A 20,416-nucleotide genomic window follows, 5' to 3' on the forward strand; every position below is an offset into this window, starting at 1 on the left:
AAGCCTTGACCGAAATCTCTGGAAACGCTCATATTACGAACATAATTTTTTATCAGGCCAAGCGGGAGAACAGCGATGAGCAACTACGACGTGGTCATTTTGGGCGGCGGGCCCGGCGGGTATAACGCGGCGATTCGGGCCGGGCAGTTGGGGCTCAAAGCCGCCTGTGTCGAAGGCCGAGCCACCCTGGGTGGCACCTGTCTGAACGTCGGCTGCATGCCCTCCAAGGCATTGCTGCATGCCTCGGAGCTGTACGAAGCCGCCACGGGAACGGAGTTCGCCAACCTGGGCATTGAAGTCAGCCCCACCCTCAACCTTGCGCAAATGATGAAGCAAAAGGACGAAAGCGTAGCCGGCCTGACCAAGGGCATCGAATTTCTGTTTCGCAAGAACAAGGTCGACTGGATCAAAGGCTGGGGCCACATCGACGGACCGGGCAAGGTGACCGTCACCGGCGACGATGGCGCCAAGACCGAACTCAGCGCCAAGGACATCGTCATCGCCACCGGCTCGCAACCCATGCCCCTGCCAGGCGTGACCATCGATAACCAGCGCATCCTCGACTCCACCGGCGCCTTGTCCCTGAGTGAGGTGCCCCGACATCTGGTGGTGATCGGCGCTGGCGTCATCGGCCTCGAACTGGGCTCGGTCTGGCGGCGCCTGGGGGCCCAGGTGACCGTGGTGGAATACCTCGATCGCATCTGCCCAGGGGTGGACGGCGAAGCCGGCAAGACCCTGCAGCGGGCCCTGAGTAAACAGGGCATCCAGTTCAAGTTGAGTTCGAAGGTCACCGGAGCCATTCCCTCGGCCAGCGGCGTGCAGCTGCAGATAGAGCCGGCGGCGGGCGGCGAAGCACAAACCCTGGACGCCGATTACGTGCTGGTCGCCATCGGCCGTCGGCCTTACACGCAAGGATTGGGGCTGGAGAACGTCGGGCTGAGTCCTGACAAGCGCGGCATGCTCGTCAACCAGCATCACCGGACCGAAGCGCCCGGCGTCTGGGTCATCGGTGATGTGACGTCCGGACCGATGCTGGCCCATAAGGCCGAAGACGAAGCCATGGTTTGCATCGAACAGATCGCCGGCAAAGCCGCCGAGGTCAACTATGCGCTGATCCCCAGCGTCATCTACACCCGTCCGGAACTGGCCAGCGTCGGCAAGACCGAAGAACAACTCAAGGCCGAAGGCCGTGCCTACAAAGTCGGCAAGTTCCCCTTCACCGCCAACAGCCGGGCCAAGATCAACCACGAGACCGAAGGGTTCGCTAAAGTCCTGGCCGATGAACGTACCGATGAAATCCTTGGCGTGCACCTGGTAGGCCCGAGCGTCGGTGAGATGATCGGGGAATACTGCGTGGCCATGGAGTTCAGCGCCTCGGCCGAGGACATCGCCCTGACCTGCCACCCCCACCCTACCCGCTCGGAGGCGTTGCGCCAGGCGGCAATGAATGTGGAGGGGATGGCGACACAGATGTAGGGAGATGCCCCACTGGCGATAACACCCGCCCCTGTGGCAATGCTGTTCACTTAAGGCGTGCCCGATTCATTGTGGCGAGGGGATTCATCTTGCGCCCCTGTGGGAGCGAGCTTGCTCGCGATGGCGCCATTGCAGGCGCTACAAAGGCATCTGTGATGGCCTCATCGCGAGCAAGCTCGCTCCCACAATGGGTTCTGCATCTCAGGAGGTCGACATCCGCGCCTTGCGCCGGCGCCGACTGATCAATCCCAACGCCACGGCCACCACCAGCACGGCACCGCCCACTTGCAGCCAAACCTTGTAGGGGCGCAGCGTCGAACGAATCGGGTCCAGGGCCTGGGTCACGTAGCGTTTGTTCGCGTTATCGAAGTCCGGTTCCTGGCATTGATGACCGAAATCCCCGGCCCAATCCACATACGGACCTTCCTTCACATAGCGTTGATACAGCGCGCTTTGCTCCTCAAGACTGGAGTTGTACCCCACCGCTTTGCACAGCACCGCCGCAAATGCCTGGCTGGTATGCGGCAAATGATCCGCTGCCTGGCTCGCCAGCGCCGTGGCGACAAAGCGATAGTGATAACGCACATCCGGCTGCGCCGCGCTGGCCTGCTGGCGTTGCACTTCGCCTTCGGCCACCAGCGGCCCGACGTTCAGCGCGACCGGTTCCAGGCTGTAGCTGCCTCCCAGGCTGGCGTAATCCGGCGCCATCTCATAGCCCAGCAGTTCCATGCCCCATTTACGCGCCAACAAGGACGCATTGAAATAGGCCTCGGCCCGCCGGGTTGGCCACCATTTGGACTGCGCGTCCTGGCGCAATTGCCCATAGGTGCGGGCCTTGTTCTGCAGGTCCGCGTTATCGAAATAAGCCGGCGCTTCATCAAAGCGCCCTTCCCTCAGCAAGCGACGACCCAGCAGATTGCGCAGGCTCGCGGCCACCGGCAGCGGCACGTAGTTGTCCCGATCCTCCTGGCTCAACGCCGGTGGCGCCGGGACTTGGGCGTCGACGTACTGCTTGAGCTCATCCACCGTGAGCACACGCTCGGCCACTGCGGCCGCGTCGTACCAATAGTTGCTCTGGCCGCGATAGAGCTGATCGAAGGCTTGCAGGTAATCACCTCGTTGCAAGGCCAGGATCGCGCTTTCCCCTTCGACCCGGCACTTGGGCTGCACCGACTCGTAATTCCAATCCGCTGTGCGCCGGGAGCCCCAGGACTCATCGTTCGGAAAGGCTTGGGCGGCCTTGGCATAAGCCGCGGCCGCGGCCACCTTGTCGCCGTCGCGCAAGGCCAGCTTGGCACGCACCCACCAGGCCAGGCCGGTGTCGGAAGCCTTTTGCACAAACGCCTGGGCGTTGGCGTAATCGCCGTGCTGGTAACTCACCGCCGCCAAACGGTCGGCATCGTCCAGGTTGTCCCGGGCATTGGCTTGCAACCGTTCGAACAGCCTTTTCTCGCCAGCGGGTTCTTCACCGTCCCACCAGCCGACGCGGCTGAGCAGGTAGGCGGTGACCAATCGCTGCACCGCCTTAGTCTTGAGCAGCTCGTTCAAGCGTTCATCCGGCTGGACGCTCAAATCACCGGCCAATTGCAGCAACGAGCTGTAGCCGACCGCAGACCCTTGCAGGTTCTGGATCGCATACAGGCCGATGGCACTGTCCCAGTCGTCAGCGGTGTAGGCCACCCGGGCTTCTTCGCCAAGGCTGGCGATACCCAGCTCCAGCGGATCGCTGAAGCCGGCAACACTCATTTCCCGGGCCTGGCGAAACGCAGCCCGCGCCTGGTCCTGCAAGACCACAGGGTCACCGCTGCCGGCCTCGGTGCTCACGGCGAACAATGCCCGCCCCAGGGAGTACGCGGCCCAGGTGCTGCGCAACCGCCGTTGGTCGGCCGGTAACGCCAGCAACTGCTGGAACGCTTCCACGGCGCGCTGATGCTCACCGATGTTGAAAGCCGCCGCGCCAATGGCATACAGACGCAGCTCATCGGGCAGGTTGGCCGCTTCGGCTGCCACCTGGTCGACATCGGTCAGGGTCCGCAGGCGCTCCACCACCGCTTGCTGCGGTGGGGTCAGGCCAAGCTGCTCGGCCTTGGTGCGTTGTTCAACGTAAGAGGACGGGTCGTCATAGCTGTAGTCCGGGTTGCGCGTCGCCTCGGTAGCCGGCTTGAGCCCGGCAATCGCCTGGCCGAGGCGGCTGACCTCGAAGCGAAAGCTGCCTTCGGGCAATTCGGCCAGCGACTGGGCACGGTTATCCAGCAGGCGCATCGGGAAATCCGGCCCGCAAGCCAGCACCGGGCCCAGCGGCAGGCAAAGGCTCAGGCACAGCAAATGACGAGGCCACTTACGGGTAAACATTGAAACCTCCTTGATCAATTTTCGTACAGCGCGCCCAGCCGATTGCCCGTTGGCTGCCAGCAGCCAAGCGGCCTTCCTGAATGCGGGTGAAGGTAAGCAGTCCGGGGGTTTGTTGCAACGTATAACCAGCCAAGGCATCGACGCCGTCACACGCGCCCACGGCAAGCGTCAGGCGCTGGGGCCAGGGGCTGTCCAGGTTGCCCTGGTTAACCAGGCGGATATCGTACAAACCACCCTGCTCTCCCCACTGCAACGCCAGGCGACTGTCCAGGTTATCTCCCCGGGCGACGGCGCCGAGCGTGGTCAGGCTCCACGCTCGTCGGTCGCCGGCCAGCGGCAGGCGAAACCAGATCAACCCAGCGAGATGTTTCGGCGGATCGGCACGCAAATTTGCCGCAAGCCCGGCCACTTGTTGCGGATCGGCCAGCAACTCCCGCCGCTCGCCACCACGATCGATCGGCACTTCGCTTTCCACCACCGGCGCGCCACTCTCCTGGGTCAGCAGCGCCACGCCGTAGGCCGGCAGGGCCAGATAAAATGGCCTCTGGGTGACCTCGCTCCAACGTTGCGCCCAGTGCCGGGCCTGTTTCGGATCGAACAATCCCTGCCGCGGATCGCTCACCGCGTGGACCTGCAGCACGCTGCTGTCCACCGTTTCCAGCAGCCCCGGCAGTGCCGGGCTGTCGAGCCAGGCCGGCAGCGCCGTGATGCTTAGCCGCAGGTTGGCGGGCAGCACATGCCGCAGTTGGCCGAGAAATTTCCCATAGGCCGGCAACCGTGCATTGCCGGCATCGTGGTCGATTTCTATCCCTATCGGCGCCAAGCCTTGGGCCTGCCAATCACTCAGCACTTGCTGGATGTGCGCGATCACCTCGTCCTGGTCCAAGGCCTTGAGCTGGCCGTCCAGGCGAATCACGGCGATCAGCGGACGACCGTCCGCCTTGAGCATCGCCGGATCGATCCGCGCACGGCTCCAGCCCGCTCCGGGAAAAGCCTGCAGCGCCAGGACCCGCAGGCTGGAGAAGTCCGCCTGGCTTTGGCGCAGCGCCGACTCATGGGCGGGCGTCCACTGACGCTGCCAGATATAGACCTGTTGATCGAGGGCCGGGGTTGGAGGCTGTTCGCAGCCCCCCAAAAGCAACATGGTGAGGGCCAGGGATAGCCGGAAAAGAACAATCATGAAGCCTTATCACCCCGAAAAAGATGTGCAGATTACCGCCGTGCACAGGTGGGAGCGAGCAAGCTCGCTCCCACAGGGTTGGGTTCTTTAACCGCCCATCAAGGCTTACGCGCAATAATCACCTGACTCTTGGCCACCACCGCATCCAGCGCCTGCTTGATCTGCGCGCCACGGGGCGAGTTCAGCACGGCTTGCCAGGTGTCGGCCCAATGATTGAGCAACGGGTGGTCGGCGTTGCTGAAATCCACCTTGGCCTCCCAGAACAACAGCATCCACATCGACCAGTAGAAACCGTATTGGCTGTGGCTCAACACCGTAAGCCCCGCCTCACTGACCATCGCCTTGAACTGCTCTTCGCTGATGACGCGAATGTGGTTGGGTTTGCGAAAGTACTCTGGCGCGGCGATGTCCTTTTGCAGGTCTTCGGAGCTGGGGTGCGGCACGCTCAACAGGTACAGCGCACCGGGCTGGCCGACCCGTACCAGTTCGGCGAGGAACTGTGCCGGGTCGTCCACATGCTCGATGACTTCGGTGGACACCACCCGGGTGGCCGTGGCGTCGGCAATGGGCAGCGGGTTGCAGTCGGTCACGTGGCACTCGACTGCACGCGCGGGGGTGTCGCTCAAGCGCTGGCGAGTGGCCTCGACCTTGGCCGCGTCGATGTCCGCGATGATGATCTTCGCCCCGCGCATCGCACAAAAATGCACGTTGCCGCCGTCGCCGCACCCCACGTCCAGCAGCGTGTCTTCAGGCGTCACTGGGAAACCGGTGAACAGTTCGCCGGTTTGCTGGTTGAACCAGCCGCTGAGCATCGCATCGTGCAGCCCGAGCATATACGGGTCGACTTTGTCGGCGACCGGCGCGACGGGCGCGGGCGTGCCCGTGGTGAGTTTCTTCAAAAGGCTCAGCATGACGGGGCTCCAGAGACAGGAAGGACGGTTCGGGCGGCGGCCAGGCGTTCAACCAGTTGGGCGCCACGATTGCGCATGGGCATTTCGACCCAGCGGTAGTTGAGTTCGCTCAACAGCCCGATCAGCGACAGGGCGCAAGCCAGGGCCAGCCAGGGATGGCTTGCCGGATCTGGCGAGCCCAAGGGCGCGAAACGAAACCACAACTCGCGCAACAGGAAAAATACCGGGATGTGGATCAGGTAGATCCCATAGGAGCGACTGCCCACCCAGGTCAGCGCCGTTTTAAAACGGCTGCGAGGCAGCAGGTAATCCCGATCATACGAGGCCACCCAGACCAGCACGGCACTGAGCACGGCAATGACCCCGAGACGGTAGAACGACAAATTGAAGTGCTCGGTCGCGATCCAGGCCATCACGCTGCCAAGGCCCACCACCAACAGCCCCCCAAGGGCGGGCGGCGCAACCACGTGGGCTCGAAGCGCCAATAGCTGGACCGTAGGCTCCAGATCGACAACAACACCCCCAGCGCCAAGGCATCGGTACGGATCACCGACAGCCACAGCGCCCGCCAAGTGAAAAACTGCACCAGCACCACCGCCAACAGCACCCAGACCAGATAGCGGCGCGAGACGAACACCAGCAGCGGCAGGATCAAATAGAACTGCTCTTCCAAGGAAAGCGTCCAGTACACGAAGCTTGCGCCGTATTCATAGTGCATGAACGCATCGGCAAAACGCAGGTTGGCGAACTGCAGGAAACCGGCCAGGGTCGCCTGCAGGTTGGCCTGCACACTGCCGAACGCACCGGAGCGGTTCAGGAAGAACACCGCCAGCAGCACCAGCAGCAGCCAGAGCCAGGCCGACGGCAACAGGCGAAACGCCCGGCGAATCCAGAATTCCCGGGTGACGGCCCAGAATTGCCGAGGGCTGTCGCAGCGACGCAATTGCGGGATCAGGCTGCGTCCGATGACGAACCCGGATATCGCGAAGAACAGATCCACGCCCCACCACAGCTGGAAGCTGTCGGCCAGGGCTGCCAGGGCCGGCCATCCGCCAGGAAACGGCATGCCTTGCAGGTGGTGGAACAACACGCCCATCACCGCTACGGCGCGCAGCAACTCGATGTCCATGATCCGCTTGCTGCTCATGAAGTGCTCCCGGAGAAAGGATCGGGTTTACGCGCGATGATGACCTGGCTCTTGGGCATGAACCGGTCCAACACCTGCTTGATCGCCAGGCCGTCGGGTTGCGTCAGCAAGTCCTGCCAGAGGCTCGCCCAGCGCTCCATCAACGCGGGATACGGCGCCTGGATACGGTCGCGCACGGCCCCCTTGAGGTCCCGGCCAGCGGCCTGTTCGCTGGCCCAGAAGAAAATCATGCCCATGACCCAGAAAAATCCGCTGGCCTGGCGGTGCTCGATCACCAGTCCCGCCTCCTCCACCAGCGCGGCAAATCGTTCGGTACTGAAAATCTGCACGTGGTTGGGCGCTCGGAAGTAGCCCGGCGGCGCGATGCCTTGCTGCAAATGCTCGCCCACCGATGCGGGCACGCTGAGCAAGTACTGCGCCCCTGGCCGGCCCATGCGCACCAGTTCAGCCATGAACGGCTCCGGCTCCTGGATATGTTCGAGCACCTCCATGCAGACAATCTTGTTCGCGCAGCCATCGGCCAGGGGCAGCGGCAAGCTGTTGCTGACCAGGCCCAGGAAAGGCGCACTGGCCTGGGCCTCGACCTGACGGGCCAGGTCGCGCACCTTATCCTGTTCGCTGTCGGTAAAGATCACAGACGCACCCTGGCGCATTGCAAACAGGGTCGCCACGCCTTCGCCGCAGCCGACATCCAGCAAGGTATCGTCGGCCGTGATGGCGAAGCCTTTGAGCAATTCGCCGGTTTCACTGCGAAACCAGCCGTCGAGCAGCGCGTCGTAGAGACCGGCATCACGGGGCGAAACGGCCACCGCCGGCGGTAGCGAAGGTTCCACCGCAGGCCTGAGCCCGGCCAGCCATCGGCGGATCATGGTTGCTGTGCGTTCCGACGCCGCTCAGGTATGGCTTCGAAAAAACCCCGTAGACGCTGCTCGGCGTTGGCCTGGCTGCAGAACTTCTCCAGGCTGCGCACGGCGTGGGCCGACATGCGGCGGTAACGCTCAGGGTCGTTTTTGGCCACGTCATAACTGGCGCGGTAGGCCGAACACAGCGAGTCCCAATCGGTGACATAACGCAGGGTCCGGTACGCGGCACGCGGGTCGTGGGGCCAGGCGGTCAGCTCCTCGGTTGAATCCACCACGAAGGCATTGTCGTGGTCGATGTAGTCGGCCATCGCCGTGTTCAGCGGCGCAATCGCCGGGCGACCGCAAGACATGAACTCCATCAACGGCAGGCACTGCCCTTCGCCATAGGAACTGTTGACCACATACCGGGTGGCTTCCACCAGCCGCTCGTAGTCCGCATCCGCCAGGTAGCCATGTATCAGCACGATGCGGCAGCGGTACGACTGGTTCTTGTAGACGTGATGGAGCATGTCGGTGAGCGCGGCAGTGACATCGTGATGCGTCAGCTTGAGCACCAGGGTCGCGTCGGCAACGTCGCGGAACGTCGTGCAAAACGCGCTGATCATATCCTTCCAGTTCTTGCGGCCGTCGTAAGGGTTGAACACGGAGGTATAGATCACGCCGTCCAGGAGCAACTCGCAATCCTGCGCCGGGCCGTCCAGCACCAGCGGCGTACCCGCCTGGTGCGCTGGCGGGCCATAAGGCCGCAGGTCGGTGGTACGGCTGTCGATCAACAGGCCACGCAATTGCAGGCGCATGTGATCCACCGTCGGTCGCTGGGCCAGCACCGCGCCGCGCGCCGCAAAGCGGTCCCACACCGGCGCCGCGATGGCAGTGATGGGGAAGTCATCTCCCATCACTTCACGAACGGTTTTAACGGTGAAGCTGGAGTGGGTAATCGCCATGCCGGTTGCGCCCAGGACCATCCGCCAGTCGTGCCGAGGCTCGCCCTGCCAGCTTTCGGTAGGAATGGTGCTGAATTCCCAGGCGAACACTGCAATGGTCGGGCAGGCGTAGTGGGGGGCGGTGCGATGAGGGGGTGAAAACGACAGGAATACGCAATCTTCGCCACGCTCCTGGCAATCGGTGTACAGCTGATCGACCTCGTCGTCCGGCCGGGTCACTTCGACGACCCGCCCCAACCGCTCCAACACCGGGCGAAACTCCTTGAGCACGAAGTAATAGCTGTACTCGGGCTTGCCGAGGTTCTCCAGAATGTTGCTCTGGTTGGTTTCCGAATAAATGATGATCAACATGAGGCGGTACCTGCCTGGAGCACCAACGGCAGCCCGTCGTCACAGCCGGGCAGCGCCAGGAAGTCCGCCAGGCGCTGCTGCACCGGGGTGAAGGCGCAATAGCGGCGCATCCGCTCGTTCGCAGCGGCGGCCATGGCCTGGTAGGCCTGCGGCTGATGTTTGGCCATGGCGTAGCTCTGCTGGTAGGCGAGTTTCAATGAGCCCCAGTCGGGCCGATGGCGCAGGGTGCGGTACAAGATGCGCGAGTCTTCCGGCCAGATGGTCGGTTCGCGGCTGGACTTGACGATGAAGGCCACCTCGGCGTCGATGTAGTCGCGCATCGCCGTGTGGTCCGGCGCGATGACCGGGCGGGCGCAGGACATGAACTCCATCAACGGCAGGCACAGGCCTTCGCAGCGGGACGCATTGACGTAGAAACTCGCCGCGCCATACAGCCGGGCGAATTGTTCGTCCTCCAGGTAACCGTGCATCACCACCACCCGGCAACTGAACGGCGACAGCTGGGACAGCAGCGTCAGCAGCTCGACGTAGTAGGTCGACAGGTCGTTCTGAGTCATTTTCAGCACCAGCGTGGCGTCCTCGACGTCGCGCAGTGCCCAACAGAATGCAGTGATCAAGTGGTGCCAGTTCTTGCGACCGTCATCGGGGTTGAACACGCTGACGTACACCACCCCGCTGACGTCGGTCTCCACCACCTGGCTGGTGTCCGGCAGGACGGCCTGGGGATGTTCCGGGGCGGGCTCTGGAATGGGTATTGGAACAGGCTCTGGAACGACCTCGACGATCACCTGCGGCGGTACCGGCCCCCTCAGGACCCTGCTGACCCCAACGCGTACAGGCATCGGTACCAGGTCGCGGACCGCTTCGCGATACCAGCACAACAGGTTGTGCTTGAACAGCCACACAGGGCCCTGCTCGGTCTTGCCGGTAAACGCGCGAATCATTTCACGCAGGTAATGGCGGGAAATGAATGCCCGCCGCCGCCAAGTCAGGGGCGGCGGCTCGATGATTGGTTCTGGCTCCGGTTCTGGCTCCGGCGCTTCTTCGATGATCGGCGCGATCAAGCCGTCAGCCGAAAGCCCGAGAGGCCGGCTGTCGATGATGCAGCCCTTGATCTGCAAGGTCGTTCCCGGGTTCACCGGCAAGCTTGGGTATTGCTCACGAACCGTCGCGAAACGCTCCCATAGCGGCGTGGGCAATACCAACACCGGGAAGTCCTCGCCCAAAGTTCGACGGATCGCCTCGGCCGTGTGGCTGGACAGGGTAATCACCCGACCATGACGGGCAAGCGTGCGGCTCCAGTCATGGCGCAGGTCGTCGTCCCAGTGCTCGGCCGGGATCGAATCGAACTCCCAGGCCACCACGCAGACCATCGGACAAAGCAGGTCCAGTGGCGTCTTGTGCGGAGGTGAAAACGATAGGAACAAACAGTCCTGTCCGGCCTGCTGCAACGTTTGATAAAGCGGATCGACCTCGGCGACAGACGACACCACATGCACCGGCCCCAGGCTTTCCAGTACGGGACGATAGGCCTTGAGCACGAAGTAATAGCTGTACTCAGGGCGACCGAGGCTCTGGCTGATGGAGTGATCGTTTACGTCCGAGTAAAGAATGAAATTCATGGCATCCCATCATGCGCGCCGCCATCCCGGCAGCCCCACTTGATGACGGTCGAGTCACGCACAGAGCCGGCCCAGGGGGCGCCGCTCGTCGTTCGTCTTGCTACCCGTCTCGTTCTTGTTTTTTTGTGGCCAGGCCCCTGGGGTTCGACCCGAAGATCGGCGCCATGGGCAGCGTGACGAGGGCATTCTAAACACATCCGCCAAGGGTTCGTGAACCGCCTGGCGAGAATAAACCGGCTATAAATATGAGAACTGACCGGTCACGGTGCGCGCTGTTGAAATTGCTGCAAAATTGGCACAGATTGGCAACCAAACAACTACAACAAACGCTTCTCCAGGCTGAACGTTGAGTGATTTTTCCCCGATCTTACGGAAATTTCCCACTCAGTTCGCACTAGACGAAGCAACCGCAAAGGGGGCTGGTGCTTGAAAAAACGTCTGTTCGTTACAGGCCTCAGCGGTTTCGTGGGACGTCACATCAAATCTCGACTGAACGGTCATGATTCGGCGTGGCAGGTGATGCCTGTTGCTGCCCGCTACGACCTGACGGATGCCAAGACCCTGGAAGGCCTTTGGCCCGAGGTTCCCGACGCCGTGATCCACCTGGCGGGACAGACCTTTGTCCCTGAAGCCTTTCGCGATCCGGCGCGTACCCTGCACATCAACCTGCTGGGCACCTTGAACCTGCTCCAGGCCCTCAAGGCCCGGGGTTTCACCGGAACGTTCCTGTATGTCAGCTCCGGTGATGTCTATGGCCAGGTCAGCGAAGACCAACTGCCAATCACCGAACTGCAACCGCCCGCCCCGCGCAACCCGTATGCCGTGAGCAAGCTGTCGGCCGAACTGCTGAGCCTGCAATGGGGCATGAGCGAAGGCTGGCCGGTGCTGGTGGCCCGCCCGTTCAATCACATCGGGCCCGGTCAGAAGGACAGCTTCGTCATTGCCAGCGCCGCCCGGCAAATCAGCCGGATCAAGCTGGGCCTGCAACCGGCCCGGCTACAGGTGGGCGACATCGACGTGACGCGCGACTTCCTTGATGTCGGCGATGTGATTTCGGCCTACCTGGCCCTGCTCGACAAAGGCATGCCGGGGCAGGTCTACAACATCTGCTCGGGCCGCGAGCAGAGCATTCGCAGCCTGATCGAACAACTGGGCGATATCGCCCAGGTCGACGTGCAACTGATCCAGGACCCTGCGCGTCTTCGTCGCGCAGAACAGCGTCGCGTCTGTGGTAGCCCAGCCAAGCTACGACAGGCCACCGGATGGACGCCTGAAACAACAACACAACAATCCTTGCGGGCGATCCTGTCCGACTGGGAGATACGGGTACAACAAGAATGAAAAGTGCACTGATCACAGGGATCACCGGCCAGGACGGCGCGTATCTGGCCAAGTTGCTGCTCGACAAGGGTTACAGAGTCCACGGCCTGGTGGCGCGACGAAGCAGCGACTCGCGCTGGCGGCTGCGAGAGATGGGCATCGAACAGGACATCGTTTACCTGGACGGTGACATGGCCGATGCCTGCTCGGTGCAACGGGCCGTGATCAAGTCGACGCCGGACGAGGTGTACAACCTGGCCGCGCAGAGTTTCGTCGCGGCTTCCTGGGACCAACCGGTGACCACCGGCATCGTCGATGGACTGGGGGTCACCCACCTGCTCGAAGCCATTCGCCAGTTCAGCGTGCATACGCGCTTCTACCAAGCATCCACCAGCGAGATGTTCGGCCTGATCCAGGCCGAGCAACAGGACGAACACACCCCGTTTTATCCACGCAGCCCCTATGGCGTGGCGAAACTGTACGGCCACTGGATCACCGTCAACTACCGGGAAAGCTTCGGCCTGCATGCCAGCAGCGGCATCCTGTTCAACCACGAATCACCGCTGCGTGGCATTGAGTTCGTGACCCGCAAGGTCACCGACGCCGCTGCGCGCATCAAGCAGGGCAAGCAGCAGGAATTACGCCTGGGCAATATCGACGCCAAGCGCGACTGGGGCTTTGCCGGCGATTACGTCGAGGCCATGTGGCTGATGCTGCAACAGGACAAGCCCGACGATTACGTGGTGGCCACCGGCGTCACCACCACCGTGCGCGAGATGTGCAGGATTGCCTTCGACCACGTGGGCCTGGACTACCGTGACTTCGTCAAGATCGACCCGGCGTTTTTCCGCCCGGCCGAAGTCGAGGTGTTGCTCGGCAACCCGGCCAAGGCACAACGGGTCTTGGGCTGGAAGCCCAGGACCGACCTCGACACCCTGATCCGCATGATGATGGATGCGGACATGAAACGCGTTGCCAAGGAGTAGGCCATGCTCATTCCCGTAATTCTCTCCGGCGGTGCCGGGACGAGATTGTGGCCGGTGTCCCGCGAGGGCCATCCCAAGCCCTTCATGCTCTTGCCCGACGGCCAGTCGCTGCTGGGCAAGACCTATCGACGTGCCGCAGGGTTGTTCGACGGCCGTGGCGACATCGTCACCGTTACCAATCGCGAGTATTACTTCCAGAGCCGCGACCATTATCAAAGCGCCCACCTGGAGCGTTATCGCGGTCATTTCGTGCTCGAACCGACAGGTCGCAACACCGCGCCGGCCATTGCCACGGCCACCCTCGCGGTGCAGGCCCAGCATGGTGACGACGCGATCCTGGTGGTCATGCCTGCCGACCACCTGATCCAGGACGAGGCGGCCTTCAAGGCCTGCGTGGAACACGCGGTCGAACTGGCTAAAAACGGCCACCTGGTAACCTTCGGCATACTGCCCTCGGCGCCGGAAACCGGCTTCGGCTATATCGAACGGGGCAAGCCCCTGGATACCAAGGGCGCGGCCAAGGTCGTACGCTTCGTGGAAAAACCCGACCTGCAGACCGCCACGCAATACCTGGAAAGCGGCCGCTTCCTGTGGAACTCGGGGATGTTCTGCTTCTCGGTCAAGACCCTGCTGGCAGAGCTGCAAGCCCACGCCCCCGAGCTGCTGGAACAGGCGCGCGCCTGTGTCGCGGCCAGCACGGCGGTGGAGACCTCAGGTTGTGTGCAGCAGGAATTGTCCGCAGCGCATTTCGCCGAAATGCCAGACATCTCCATCGACTATGCCCTGATGGAGCGTTCCGCCAATGTCGTGGTGATTCCGGCCGCATTCGACTGGAGCGATATCGGTTCCTGGAGCGCCGTTGCCGACCTGGTACCGGCCGATGCGCAAAACAACCGCGCCACTGGCGAGGCCCTGTTTATCGACAGCCAGAACAACTTCGTCCAGAGCGACGGCCGCCTGGTGGCTGCCCTGGGCGTGGAAAACCTGATCATCATCGACACCGCCGATGCCGTACTGGTGGCCCATGCCGACCGCGCCCAGGATGTGCGCCGCGTTGCCCGGCAACTCAAGGACAAGGAGCACGAAGCCTATCGCCTGCACCGTACGGTCAGCCGCCCATGGGGCAGTTATACCGTGCTCGAAGAAGGTCCACGCTTCAAGATCAAGCGCATCGTGGTCAAGCCTGGCGCGTCGCTGTCGCTGCAAATGCACCATCACCGCAACGAACACTGGGTGGTGGTCGAAGGCATGGCCAAGGTCACCAACAACGGCTCGGGTTCGCACCTGGTCGCCAAGAACGAATCGACTTTTATCCCGGCCGGCCACAAGCACCGCCTGGAGAATCCCGGAGTCATCGACCTGGTCATCATCGAGGTCCAGAGCGGCGAATACCTGGGGGAAGACGACATCGTCCGTTTCGAAGATCACTATGGCAGGGCCGTCTGATGCTGCTGGCCTTGCAACGCACACTGTGGAGCTACCGCGGCTTCGTCCTTGGCAGCGTCAAGCGCGAGTTCCAGGCACGGTATCGCAACTCGTTGTTCGGCGCGTTGTGGACGGTGCTCAATCCGTTGTCGATGATCCTCGTCTACACGGTAATTTTTTCCCACATCATGCGTGCCCGCCTGCCCGGGGTGGAAGACGGCATGGCCTACAGCGTCTACCTCTGCGCCGGGCTGCTGACCTGGGGGTTGTTCGCGGAAATCACCACCCGCAGCCAGGGCATGTTCCTGGAAAACGCCAACCTGCTGAAGAAAATCAGCTTCCCCCGGATCTGCCTGCCGGTGATCGTGCTGTTCAACGCCGGGATCAACTTCGCGATCATCCTCGGGTTGTTTCTCGGTTTCCTGTTGATTACCGGGCGCTGGCCGGGCATGGCTTTGCTGGCCTTGGTGCCGTTGCTGGCCCTGCAAGTGATGTTCGCCGCCGGGTTGGGCATGCTGCTGGGGATTCTCAATGTGTTTTTCCGTGATGTCGGGCAGTTGTTCGGCATTTGCCTGCAATTCTGGTTCTGGCTCACGCCGATCGTGTACCCGATGACGATCCTGCCGCCGCCGATCCAGCAACTGCTCGCCTGCAATCCCATGACCGCCCTGATGCAGAGCTACCAGAACCTGTTTCTCTATAACCAATGGCCGGTGTGGAGCTCGCTGGTGCCGTTGCTGGTGGTCGGCCTGCTGTTATGCACCTTGGGCTTGCGCATGTTTCGACGGCGTGGCGGTGAAATGGTGGACGAACTCTGATGGGACATTTGCGCGTCAGCGGCCTGGGCAAGGCCTACAAGCAGTATCCGAACCGCTGGAGCCGGCTGTTCGAATGGTTGATCCCCTTTTCCCGCCCGCGTCATCAATTGCACTGGATCCTGCAAGGAGTGGATTTCGAGATCCAGCCCGGGGAAGCCGTCGGCATCGTCGGGGTCAACGGTGCCGGCAAAAGCACGTTGCTCAAGATGATCACCGGCACCACCCAACCCACCTGCGGGCACATCCAGTTGCAAGGCCGCGTCGCCGCGTTGCTGGAATTGGGCATGGGCTTTCATCCGGACTTCACCGGCCGCCAGAACGCGTTCATGGCCGGTCAGTTGCTGGGTATGCAGGTGGAGGAAATCGAAGCCTTGATGCCCGAGATCGAGGGGTTTGCCGAAATCGGTGAAGCCATCGACCAGCCGGTGCGCACCTATTCCAGCGGCATGCAGATGCGCCTGGCGTTCAGCGTCGCCACCGCCCGGCGCCCGGACATCCTGATCGTCGACGAGGCGCTGTCAGTGGGCGACGCCTACTTCCAGCACAAGAGCTTCGAGCGCATCCGCAGCTTCCGCAAGGCCGGCACCACGCTGCTGATCGTGTCTCATGATCGCTCGGCGATCCAGTCGATCTGCGACACCGCCATCCTGCTTGAACACGGGCGCATGGCCATGCGCGGCAAGCCCGAAGAAGTGATGGATTACTACAACGCAATGCTGGCCCAGCGCGAAGGCCAGGTGGTCCGCCAGGAAATGCTCGCCAACGGCCAGGTGCGCACGATTTCCGGCACCGGCGAAGCCGGCATCATCGATGTGCAACTGCTTAACAGTCAGGGGCAATCGGTGGAAGTAGCCGAAATCGGCCAGCCGATGGTGTTGCAAGTGCGGGTTGAAGTCCGCCAGGACATCGAGCGGCTGGTGCTGGGCTTCCTGATCAAGGACCGTCTTGGCCAGCCCATGTACGGCATCAACACCCATCGCCAGGACAAAGCCGTGACCGACCTCAAGGCCGGTGAACAAATCACCTTCCGCTTCAGCTTCGACATGCGCCTGGGCAAGGGCAATTACTCCGTTGCGCTCAGCCTGTCGCGGCTGGACTCGCACCTGGACCGTAATTTCGAATGGCGCGACTACGGGTTGGTGTTTCACGTGATCAATAATCGCCAGGAAGATTTCGTCGGCTGTTCCTGGCTCCAGGCCGAGACCTGCATACGGCGTTCGAGCCAGCCTGCCGTCGAGGCGCAGCCGCAAAAGGAGTTGCCATGAGCCGTCTGTTGGTGGAGTGCACCTACGTGTTCGAACACCCGGAAATCAATTCCGGTATCCAGCGCGTCGTGCGCAATGTGATCCGCGAACTGCCGGCCAAGGATGGCGAGCGTGAATGCATTCCCGTGGTCATGCTGCAGGGCAAATTGTACGAGGCCAAGAGCCTGGCACCGCTGTCGACCCATAAATTGGATCTGGTCAGCCTGCGGATCCGCTGGGAACAGATGGCCAACCGGTTCTGGTTCTGGCACCGGACGCTGGCACGGCAATGGCCTTTCAGCCGATCATTGTGGGCCCGTCGCCTCCTGTATGTTGGCTGCCGACTGTTCGCCTTCGGCTCCTTGAGCATACCGATACGCTTGTTCGATCGCGCCCTCAACGGCCAGGAACTGCCGCAACGTTGCGTACCGCTGGAGCATCGGGCCGGCGATCAGCTGGTCTTGCTCGATTCATCCTGGCACTCGGATATCTTCCCCTTGGCCGAACGGCTCAAGCGCGATGGCGTCGGGATCATCTCGGTGGTCTACGACCTGATTCCCCTGTCCCATCCGCAATTCTGCGACGCCGGGCTGGTCAAGGTGTTCAACCATTGGTTCGACTGGATTGCCCGCACCGCCGATGGCTACATCGCCATCTCCGCCACTATCCGTGACCAGTTGCGCCAGGAAATGGTCCGGCGCATTGGCGAGCAGCAAGTGCAGAAACGCTGGTTCGACTATTTCCACCTGGGCAGCGAACTGGACCAGATCAACGCCGCCCACGCCGTCGACTCGAAGTTGCTACGGTTGTTCAAGCGCCCTGAACCGGTGTTCCTGATGGTCAGCACCATCGAACCGCGCAAGAACCATGCTTATCTGCTCGATGCATTCGAGCGGGCCTGGGCCGCCGGCTCCAAGGCACGGCTGTGCATCGTCGGGAAAATCGGCTGGAAGTGCGAGGCGCTGATCGAACGCATCGAGCGTCATCCACACCTCAATAGCCGCTTGTTCATGTTCAACAATCTGGCGGACCAAAGCCTGGAACATGCCTATCGACACTCCACTGCGCTGGTGTTCCCGTCCTACGTGGAGGGCTTCGGCTTACCGTTGGTGGAGGCCATGCAACGCGGCTTGCCGGCAATGGGCAGCGATATCGAAGTGTTTCGGGAAATCGGCGCAGACTTCATGGCCTATTTCGATCTCGACGATCCTCAAAGCCTGGCGAACCTGGTCATCGACATGGAACATACTGGGGTATTCCCGGCCAAGCGCAACCTGGAGCACTGGCAATGGCTGAGTTGGCGCCAGGCCAGTGCGCAACTGGTGGAGCGCATCGAGCGACACGTCGACGAAGTCATAGTCGACAGGGAAACAGCATGCGGATAGCCCTCAACGCGCGCATCCTCCAGGCGCCACGCACTGGCATCGGCCACTACGTCGCGGAACTCGCTAGCGCCTTGGCCCGGGAGCCGGATGTACAGTTGTCACTGTTTCACGGCTGGGGCTGGAGTTCGCAATTACCGCAAACAGCCAAGCCGGGTTATTCAAAGCTAAGCCCCTTGCTGCGACGGGTTCCGGGCGCCTATCAGGCGCGGCGCTGGCTGGAGCAGAAACGTTTCGACCAAGGCCGTTCAAAGGCCATCGACCTGTATCACGAACCCAGCCTTTGGCCGCTGGCCTTTGAAGGGCCGACGGTGATCACCCTCCATGACCTCACGCACCTGCGTTACCCCGAAACGCAACCACCGGCACGCCTGAAGGAAATCGAGCGACGGCTCAGTCGCGCGGTGGAACAGGCACAGCTGATTCTGACCGACTCGCAGTTCATCGCCGATGAAACCCAGCAGTATTTCGGCCTCCCCGCCGAGCGTCTGCGGGTCGCGCCGTTGGGGGCATCAGCGCGTTTCCACCCGCGTGAACCCGAAGCCATCGACGCCGTACTCAAGGCCCATGGCCTGGAGGCGGGTCGTTATTTCCTGTGTGTCGGTACCCTGGAACCGCGCAAGAACCTGTCACTGGCCCTGCGCGCCCACGCCGGGCTTCCTGAATCCGTACGTCAGACCTTTCCTTTGTTCATCGTAGGAATGAGCGGATGGCAACAGGCACAGCTCAATGATGAGTTGAAAGGCGCCCTGGCTGGCGGTCATGTTTGTCTGGCGGGTTACCTGCCTGACGAACAGGTCGCCCAGCTATTGGCGGGGGCACGGGCACTGATTTTCCCGTCCTATTACGAAGGCTTTGGCCTGCCGGTGCTTGAAGCCATGGCCAGTGGCACACCGGTGATTACCACCCGCTGCTCGGCGATGCCCGAGGTGGCGGGGCCCGCCGGTAACTACTGCGCGCCGGACGATGCGCAAGGCATGCGCGAAGCCATGGTCCGATTGATGGAAGATCGCCTGCACTGGCAAACGTGTCGCGAAGCGGGGCTGCAACAAGCGGCGCTTTTTTCCTGGGAACGCTGTGCAAAGGTCACCGCTCAAGCGTATCGCCAGGTCTTGGGAGGTTGAATGCGAGTCCTGCACTTTTACAAAACCTATTTGCCAGACTCCATGGGCGGCATCGAACAGGTCATCTTCCAGCTGTGCGACAGCACTGACCGGTTGGGTATCGATAACACCGTGTTGACCCTGAGCACGCAGCCGGCGCCTGGGCCGATCAAGATCCGACAGCATGTCGTTCATCAGGCGCGAATGGACTTCCAACTGGCGTCCACCGGCTTCTCCTATAGCGTGTTCAAGAAATTCCGTGAGCTGGCCGCCGAAGCGGACGTGATCAACTACCACTTCCCCTGGCCGTTCATGGACCTGGTGCATTTTTTCACCTCCCTGAAAAAACCCTACGTCGTGACCTACCATTCAGACATCGTTCGCCAGCGGCACCTGCTCAAGCTTTACCGTCCCTTGATGCGGCGCTTTCTCGACGGCGCCGAGCGCATCGTCGCGGCGTCGCCGAACTATGTTCATACCAGCGATGTGCTCAAGGAATACCCCGCCAAGACCCGGATCATCGCCTACGGCCTGAACAAGTCCAGTTATCCACAGCCTGACGCCGAGCGCATGGCGGGGTGGAAGGCAAAACTGGGCGAGCGTTTCTTTTTGTTCGTGGGGGTGATGCGTTACTACAAAGGCCTGCACATTCTGCTCGACGCCCTCAAAGGCGTGGATTACCCCGTGGTCATCGTGGGTGCCGGCCCGCTGGAAAGACAACTGCACACCCAGGCCGAGGCACTGGGCCTGCGCAACCTGCATTTCCTCGGACGCCTGGGGGATGAAGACAAGGTCGCGCTGCTGGAGCTGAGTTACGCCATCGTCTTCCCTTCGCACTTGCGCTCCGAAGCCTTTGGTATCTCGTTGCTTGAAGGCGCAATGTTCGGCAAGCCGATGATCTCCAGCGAAATCGGCACCGGCACCAGCTACATCAATATCCACGAAGAAACCGGCCTGGTGGTACCACCGAGCAACCCCGAAGCTTTTCGCGAGGCGATGCGCACCCTGTGGGAAAACCCGGCACAAGCCCAGGCGATGGGCACCAGGGCCGAAGCCCGTTACCGACAGTTGTTCACGTCTGAAGAGATGGGCCGCAAGTGGGTGCGGCTATACGAGGAACTGCTGGAGGAAAAGGCGCTTTCTTATGCATAGGCCTACTACTGGAGCGATGTATTCGCTGTGGTGGAGGACCTATCTGCTGTGTGGGAGCAAAGCTTGCTCGCGAAATAGACGCCTCGATCTCTGAAAGACCGCAGTGCCTTCATCACGGGCAAGCCTTGCTCCCACAGTGC

General features: G+C 62.0%; 15 protein-coding genes and 1 pseudogene. 9 read left to right on the top strand and 7 right to left on the bottom strand.

The genetic code is table 11. The features are described 5' to 3' along the window. Window positions 1-75: 75 nt before the first annotated feature. Window positions 76-1,476: a dihydrolipoyl dehydrogenase gene (gene lpdA / locus KI237_RS30020; protein ID WP_212798231.1), complete on the top strand. Its 1,401-nt coding sequence runs from the start codon at window positions 76-78 to the stop codon at window positions 1,474-1,476. Window positions 1,477-1,677: 201 nt separating this feature from the next. On the opposite strand, the gene KI237_RS30025 is transcribed toward lpdA, so the two are convergent. From KI237_RS30025 to KI237_RS30055, 7 genes and pseudogenes are all read right to left on the bottom strand, one after another. Further along, a complete protein-coding gene (locus tag KI237_RS30025) occupies window positions 1,678-3,828 on the bottom strand; it encodes a hypothetical protein (RefSeq protein WP_212798232.1) in 2,151 nt (716 codons plus the stop codon). Beyond that, complete coding sequence (locus tag KI237_RS30030) at window positions 3,815-5,008, bottom strand: DUF3142 domain-containing protein (protein WP_212798233.1); 1,194 nt, start codon at window positions 5,006-5,008, stop codon at window positions 3,815-3,817. Before KI237_RS30030 ends, KI237_RS30025 begins: the two co-directional genes overlap by 14 nt. Window positions 5,009-5,106: 98 nt before the next feature. Further along, the gene (locus tag KI237_RS30035; RefSeq protein ID WP_212798234.1) at window positions 5,107-5,919 is read right to left on the bottom strand and encodes a class I SAM-dependent methyltransferase; all 813 of its coding nucleotides are present in this window, start codon (window positions 5,917-5,919) and stop codon (window positions 5,107-5,109) included. Further along, window positions 5,913-7,066: pseudogene (locus tag KI237_RS30040) on the bottom strand (acyltransferase family protein). Before KI237_RS30040 ends, KI237_RS30035 begins: the two are co-directional and overlap by 7 nt. Continuing rightward, window positions 7,063-7,935, bottom strand: a complete 873-nt coding sequence (locus KI237_RS30045) for a class I SAM-dependent methyltransferase (RefSeq protein WP_249410677.1) — start codon at window positions 7,933-7,935, stop codon at window positions 7,063-7,065. Before KI237_RS30045 ends, KI237_RS30040 begins: the two are co-directional and overlap by 4 nt. Continuing rightward, window positions 7,932-9,224: a glycosyltransferase gene (locus tag KI237_RS30050; protein WP_212798235.1), complete on the bottom strand. Its 1,293-nt coding sequence runs from the start codon at window positions 9,222-9,224 to the stop codon at window positions 7,932-7,934. The genes KI237_RS30045 and KI237_RS30050 overlap by 4 nt, the downstream gene beginning before the upstream one ends. Beyond that, entirely contained in the window at window positions 9,218-10,846 is a 1,629-nt protein-coding gene (locus KI237_RS30055) for a glycosyltransferase (RefSeq protein ID WP_212798236.1), read from the bottom strand. Before KI237_RS30055 ends, KI237_RS30050 begins: the two co-directional genes overlap by 7 nt. A gap of 426 nt (window positions 10,847-11,272) precedes the next feature. Between KI237_RS30055 and KI237_RS30060 the strand changes: the two genes are divergently transcribed. Genes KI237_RS30060 through KI237_RS30095 form a run of 8 tightly spaced genes read left to right on the top strand, consistent with a single transcriptional unit; the run spans window position 11,273 to window position 20,276 of the window. Next, window positions 11,273-12,187: a GDP-mannose 4,6-dehydratase gene (locus KI237_RS30060; protein ID WP_212798237.1), complete on the top strand. Its 915-nt coding sequence runs from the start codon at window positions 11,273-11,275 to the stop codon at window positions 12,185-12,187. After that, window positions 12,184-13,152: a GDP-mannose 4,6-dehydratase gene (gene gmd / locus KI237_RS30065; protein WP_212798238.1), complete on the top strand. Its 969-nt coding sequence runs from the start codon at window positions 12,184-12,186 to the stop codon at window positions 13,150-13,152. Before KI237_RS30060 ends, gmd begins: the two co-directional genes overlap by 4 nt. Window positions 13,153-13,155: 3 nt before the next feature. Continuing rightward, entirely contained in the window at window positions 13,156-14,598 is a 1,443-nt protein-coding gene (locus KI237_RS30070; RefSeq protein WP_212798239.1) for a mannose-1-phosphate guanylyltransferase/mannose-6-phosphate isomerase, read from the top strand. Continuing rightward, window positions 14,598-15,395, top strand: coding sequence for an ABC transporter permease (locus tag KI237_RS30075; RefSeq protein ID WP_212798240.1), 798 nt, complete (start codon window positions 14,598-14,600; stop codon window positions 15,393-15,395). The genes KI237_RS30070 and KI237_RS30075 overlap by 1 nt, the downstream gene beginning before the upstream one ends. Continuing rightward, on the top strand, window positions 15,395-16,660 hold the full coding sequence (locus tag KI237_RS30080; RefSeq protein WP_212798241.1) for an ABC transporter ATP-binding protein: 1,266 nt from the start codon (window positions 15,395-15,397) through the stop codon (window positions 16,658-16,660). The genes KI237_RS30075 and KI237_RS30080 overlap by 1 nt, the downstream gene beginning before the upstream one ends. Next, window positions 16,657-18,024 carry a glycosyltransferase family 4 protein gene (locus KI237_RS30085; protein ID WP_212798242.1) on the top strand — a complete coding sequence of 456 codons (1,368 nt, stop codon included), beginning with the start codon at window positions 16,657-16,659 and terminating at the stop codon, window positions 18,022-18,024. Before KI237_RS30080 ends, KI237_RS30085 begins: the two co-directional genes overlap by 4 nt. Then, a complete protein-coding gene (locus KI237_RS30090; RefSeq protein ID WP_212798243.1) occupies window positions 18,015-19,145 on the top strand; it encodes a glycosyltransferase family 4 protein in 1,131 nt (376 codons plus the stop codon). The genes KI237_RS30085 and KI237_RS30090 overlap by 10 nt, the downstream gene beginning before the upstream one ends. Further along, entirely contained in the window at window positions 19,146-20,276 is a 1,131-nt protein-coding gene (locus tag KI237_RS30095) for a glycosyltransferase family 4 protein (RefSeq protein ID WP_212798244.1), read from the top strand. It abuts the gene before it with no gap. Window positions 20,277-20,416 lie beyond the last annotated feature (140 nt).

The organism is Pseudomonas sp. St316, assembly GCF_018325905.1.
Taxonomy (GTDB): domain Bacteria; phylum Pseudomonadota; class Gammaproteobacteria; order Pseudomonadales; family Pseudomonadaceae; genus Aquipseudomonas.

What these genes read in the sequence shown, in the direction of transcription:
- KI237_RS30090 (WP_212798243.1), top strand. Translation starts at nt 18,015, where the DNA reads ATGCGGATAGCCCTCAACGCGCGCATCCTCCAGGCGCCACGCACTGGC.
- KI237_RS30080 (WP_212798241.1), top strand. Translation starts at nt 15,395, where the DNA reads ATGGGACATTTGCGCGTCAGCGGCCTGGGCAAGGCCTACAAGCAGTAT.
- KI237_RS30045 (WP_249410677.1), bottom strand. Translation starts at nt 7,935, where the DNA reads ATGATCCGCCGATGGCTGGCCGGGCTCAGGCCTGCGGTGGAACCTTCG.
- KI237_RS30025 (WP_212798232.1), bottom strand. Translation starts at nt 3,828, where the DNA reads ATGTTTACCCGTAAGTGGCCTCGTCATTTGCTGTGCCTGAGCCTTTGC.
- gmd (WP_212798238.1), top strand. Translation starts at nt 12,184, where the DNA reads ATGAAAAGTGCACTGATCACAGGGATCACCGGCCAGGACGGCGCGTAT.
- KI237_RS30050 (WP_212798235.1), bottom strand. Translation starts at nt 9,224, where the DNA reads ATGTTGATCATCATTTATTCGGAAACCAACCAGAGCAACATTCTGGAG.
- KI237_RS30070 (WP_212798239.1), top strand. Translation starts at nt 13,156, where the DNA reads ATGCTCATTCCCGTAATTCTCTCCGGCGGTGCCGGGACGAGATTGTGG.
- lpdA (WP_212798231.1), top strand. Translation starts at nt 76, where the DNA reads ATGAGCAACTACGACGTGGTCATTTTGGGCGGCGGGCCCGGCGGGTAT.
- KI237_RS30035 (WP_212798234.1), bottom strand. Translation starts at nt 5,919, where the DNA reads ATGCTGAGCCTTTTGAAGAAACTCACCACGGGCACGCCCGCGCCCGTC.
- KI237_RS30085 (WP_212798242.1), top strand. Translation starts at nt 16,657, where the DNA reads ATGAGCCGTCTGTTGGTGGAGTGCACCTACGTGTTCGAACACCCGGAA.
- KI237_RS30055 (WP_212798236.1), bottom strand. Translation starts at nt 10,846, where the DNA reads ATGAATTTCATTCTTTACTCGGACGTAAACGATCACTCCATCAGCCAG.
- KI237_RS30075 (WP_212798240.1), top strand. Translation starts at nt 14,598, where the DNA reads ATGCTGCTGGCCTTGCAACGCACACTGTGGAGCTACCGCGGCTTCGTC.
- KI237_RS30095 (WP_212798244.1), top strand. Translation starts at nt 19,146, where the DNA reads ATGCGAGTCCTGCACTTTTACAAAACCTATTTGCCAGACTCCATGGGC.
- KI237_RS30030 (WP_212798233.1), bottom strand. Translation starts at nt 5,008, where the DNA reads ATGATTGTTCTTTTCCGGCTATCCCTGGCCCTCACCATGTTGCTTTTG.